This is a genomic window from Bradyrhizobium sp. SHOUNA76 (assembly GCF_023006445.1).
In the GTDB taxonomy this organism is placed as follows: Bacteria; Pseudomonadota; Alphaproteobacteria; order Rhizobiales; family Xanthobacteraceae; genus Bradyrhizobium.
On record NZ_JALBHA010000600.1, the window covers coordinates 1 to 3,469 of the forward strand.

General features: G+C 65.7%; 5 protein-coding genes. 4 read left to right on the forward strand and 1 reads right to left on the reverse strand.

Going from position 1 to position 3,469, the window contains the following annotated elements; genetic code table 11:
• The 4 genes from MOV74_RS34045 to MOV74_RS34060 all read left to right on the forward strand — a co-directional run.
• Positions 1 to 211: AAA family ATPase (locus MOV74_RS34045; RefSeq protein ID WP_404979218.1), on the forward strand; the 211-nt coding region annotated here is incomplete at its 5' end.
• Positions 204 to 1,172: an ABC transporter permease gene (locus MOV74_RS34050; protein WP_246931359.1), complete on the forward strand. Its 969-nt coding sequence runs from the start codon at positions 204 to 206 to the stop codon at positions 1,170 to 1,172. The genes MOV74_RS34045 and MOV74_RS34050, both read left to right, overlap by 8 nt.
• 311 nt (positions 1,173 to 1,483) lie before the next feature.
• Positions 1,484 to 2,188 (forward strand): YdcF family protein, encoded by a 705-nt coding sequence (locus tag MOV74_RS34055; RefSeq protein WP_246931360.1) that lies wholly within the window; start codon positions 1,484 to 1,486, stop codon positions 2,186 to 2,188.
• Between the two features lie 35 nt (positions 2,189 to 2,223).
• A complete protein-coding gene (locus tag MOV74_RS34060; RefSeq protein WP_246931361.1) occupies positions 2,224 to 2,997 on the forward strand; it encodes a 1-acyl-sn-glycerol-3-phosphate acyltransferase in 774 nt (257 codons plus the stop codon).
• Here the strand turns inward: MOV74_RS34060 and MOV74_RS34065 are convergent.
• On the reverse strand, positions 2,994 to 3,469 hold a 476-nt coding region (locus MOV74_RS34065), incomplete at its 5' end, for a gamma-glutamylcyclotransferase (RefSeq protein WP_246931362.1). The two genes, MOV74_RS34060 and MOV74_RS34065, sit on opposite strands and share 4 nt — an antisense overlap.

The window sequence follows — 3,469 nt, forward strand, 5'->3', positions numbered from 1 at the left end:
CGCCGTGATCTCGCGGCCGCAGCTGCTGCTCGCGGACGAGCCGACCGGCAGCGTCGACCCGACGCTCGGACGCCGCCTGTTGCGGCTCTTCATCGAACTCAACAAATCGGGCACCGCCGTCATCATCGCGACCCACGACATCGGCCTGATGGACCAGTACGAGGCACGGCGGCTCGTGCTGCACCAGGGACGGCTGCACGTCTATGAGTAGGACCGACGAGCGCGGCGTACTGGTCGACCTCGGACAGGAGCGTCCGCAGCTCCCGGCGAAGGCGCGCAACATGTCGCCGATCGTGCCGCGCGCTTCGATCCACGGCCGCGCGCTGGTCGCCGTCGTCGCCATCATGACCTTTCTCGCCTCGATGACCACCGGCACGGTGCTGCTGGTCAGCGCCTCCGCCGCCGAATGGCAGTCGGACGTTGCGAGCGAGATCACCATCCAGGTTCGCCCGCAGGTCGGCCGCGATCTCGAACGCGACACCGCAGCGGTGACGGAGGCGATGCGCGCGCAAGCCGGCATCGTCGAGGTCAAGCCGTTCAGCAGGGAGGAGAGCGGCAAGCTGCTCGAGCCCTGGCTCGGCACCGGGCTGTCGATGGACGATCTGCCGGTACCGCGCATGATCATCGCGCGTGTGCAGCCCGGCACGTCGCTCGATCTCGGCACCTTGCGCGCGCGCGTGACCCAGGTCGCGCCGGGCGCCAGCGTCGACGATCACCGTGCCTGGATCGAGCGGATGCGCTCGATGACCAACGCCACCGTGCTCGCGGGCCTCGGCATTCTCGCGCTCGTCATCATCGCCACCATCATCTCCGTCTCGTTCGCGACCCGTGGCGCCATGGCGGCGAACCGCCCGATTGTCGAGGTGCTGCATTTCGTCGGCGCCGGCGACCGCTACATCGCCAATCACTTCCTGCGTCATTTCCTCAGGCTGGGGCTGGAGGGCGGCTTGATCGGCGGCGGTGCCGCCATGCTGGTGTTCGGCTTCTCCGAGTCGATTGCCGGCTGGTTTTCCGGTACCCCCGTCGGCGACCAGTTCGCCGCGCTGCTCGGCACTTTCTCGCTGCGGCCATCCGGCTACATCGTGCTCGCGGTCCAGGCCGTGCTGATCGGCGCCATCACCGCAGTGGCCGCGCGCCAGACGCTGTTTGCGACGCTGAATGATGTGGATTGAAGATGCGTATGGCTGAGTGAAATGTTCGCGGTGACCTCGCTGCCTTCTCTTCTCCCCCTTGTGGGAGAAGGTGGTAGAGGCGGCCTTCGGCCGCCGTTCGTGTAGAACGCCGAAGCGAAGCTTCGGCTACGGCGCCGGATGAGGGGTTCTATCCACGCGCACAAATGCTGAATGCGCGGAGAGAGACCCCCTCACCCGTATCGCCGCTGGCGGCGAGCCACCCTCTCACAAGGGGAGAGGGTAAAGAAACCGGACTCCACTTCGTCTCAAAACGTCATAAAATCACCTCAGGGAAGGGATCACCGACATCAATGACCTCGCCGACCGACGATCGATCGCCGAACCTGCCGCGCGGCTGGCTGCGCGCGGCATTGGTGTCGACGATTGCGTTCGCCTTCGTCGGCGCGGCGGCGGGTTTCATCGCGTTCCTGTCGCAATTGCGCGGCGCCGAGATCGCCCCAAGCCGCAAGGCCGATGGCATCGTGGTGCTGACCGGCGGCTCCTCGCGGGTGTCGGATGCGATGCAGCTGCTCGCTGCCGGCTATGGCAGGCGGCTGCTGATCTCCGGCGTGCATCCGACCTCCACGGCGAGCGACATCTCCCGGACCTTGCCGGAGAACCAGTCCTTCATGACCTGTTGCGTCGATCTCGACCGCACCGCGCTCTCGACCCGCGGCAACGCGGCGGAGGCGCGACGTTGGGCCGAAAGGCGCCGTTTCCAATCGCTGATCGTGGTCACCTCGAACTATCACATGCCGCGCGCGCTGGTGGAGTTCTCGCATGCGATGCCACAGGCGACGCTGATCCCGTTCGCGGTGGTCGGTGACAAATGGCGCGAGGAGCCGTGGTGGACCTCGGCGTCCACCTTGCGGCTGCTGCTGTCGGAATATGTCAAGTATATCGCGGCCGAGCTCAGGGTAAGGCTGGAGAATTTCGGGATTGACCTTTCGCCCGAGATGTCGGAGCAGCCTTCAAGCGTGCAGCCGAAGCGGCCCAACACTGCACAGGCCAATTGATCGGCAAATTGATCGGCAAATTAACTGGATCATCGATGTTCCTGATTTTCCTGCGCTCGCTGATGTTCAACGTGTTGTTCTACGCCGTGCTGGTGTGCCTCGCGATCGTGGCGCTGCCGACATTCGCATTGCCGCCGCGCGCCATGCTGACGGTTGCGGAGTGGTGGGCGAAGGCGACGCTGGTCCTGATGCGCGTGGTCTGCAACATCAAGGTTGAGTTTCGCGGTGTCGACAAGATCCCGCAGGGGCCGCTGGTGATCGTGGCGAAGCACCAGTCGTTCTGGGAGACCTTCGTGCTGCCGGGCTTCTTCGACCGCCCGATCTTCATCCTCAAGCGTCAGCTGATGCAGATCCCGGTATTCGGTCAGTTCCTGGTCAAGACCGGAATGATCGCGATCGACCGCAATGCCGGGGTGAAGGCGCTGCTCGATATGACGCGCCGGGCACGCGAGGCGGTGCGCAGCGGAAAGCAGCTCGTGATCTTTCCGGAAGGCACGCGCCGGGCGCCGGGCGCACCGCCCGACTACAAGACCGGCTTTGCGCAGATCTATTCGTCCTGCGGCGTGCCGTGTCTGCCGATCGCGCTCAACTCCGGCCTGTTCTGGCCCCGTCGCACCTTCATGCGCTATCCCGGCACGCTGGTGGTCGAATTCCTCGATCCGTTGCCATCAGGCCTGCCGAAGGACGAGTTTCTCTCCCGTGTGCAGACGGCCATCGAGGACGCCACCGACCGCCTCGTCGAAGCGGGCCGGAAGGAGCAGGAGCAGTTGATCGGCTCATCGCCGAGCTATGCGCCGACTGGCGGCTAGCGGTTTTCGCGGTCTTCGGCGGGCGCCGGCGCGTGCAGGGAATGTGCATCACCGTGCAGCATCAATGCGAGCTGATGCAGCTGCGTGTCGCGAAAGCCTTCGGCCTCGATCGCCTTCACCGTCGCCGTCACGTAATCGCGGTTCGCGCCGGACTGGCCGTGGCCCTGGATGACATGGCGGTGCTGTTCGGTGAGCGACAGGCGGCCGGCATATTGGACGTGGCCGCGATCCACGACATAGGCGAGCGCGGAGACGCGCTGCCGTGCGTCGTTCTCCAGCCACACCGAGCGCATCACCTCGCGATAGACCGACGTGACCTGCTCGCGCGCGCGCAGGTAAGCGACGACCTCAGCGCGGTTCTTCTCCGCGACGCGGAAGGCGATGCCGCGGCAGGCGCCGCCACGATCGAGCCCGAGCACCAGGCCCGGCTTCTCCGGCGTGCCGCGATGGACGAAGGAATAGACGCAGAGCG

Coding starts and splice junctions, on each gene's coding strand:
- MOV74_RS34050 (WP_246931359.1), top strand. CDS start 204: ATGAGTAGGACCGACGAGCGCGGCGTACTGGTCGACCTCGGACAGGAG.
- MOV74_RS34055 (WP_246931360.1), top strand. CDS start 1,484: ATGACCTCGCCGACCGACGATCGATCGCCGAACCTGCCGCGCGGCTGG.
- MOV74_RS34060 (WP_246931361.1), top strand. CDS start 2,224: ATGTTCCTGATTTTCCTGCGCTCGCTGATGTTCAACGTGTTGTTCTAC.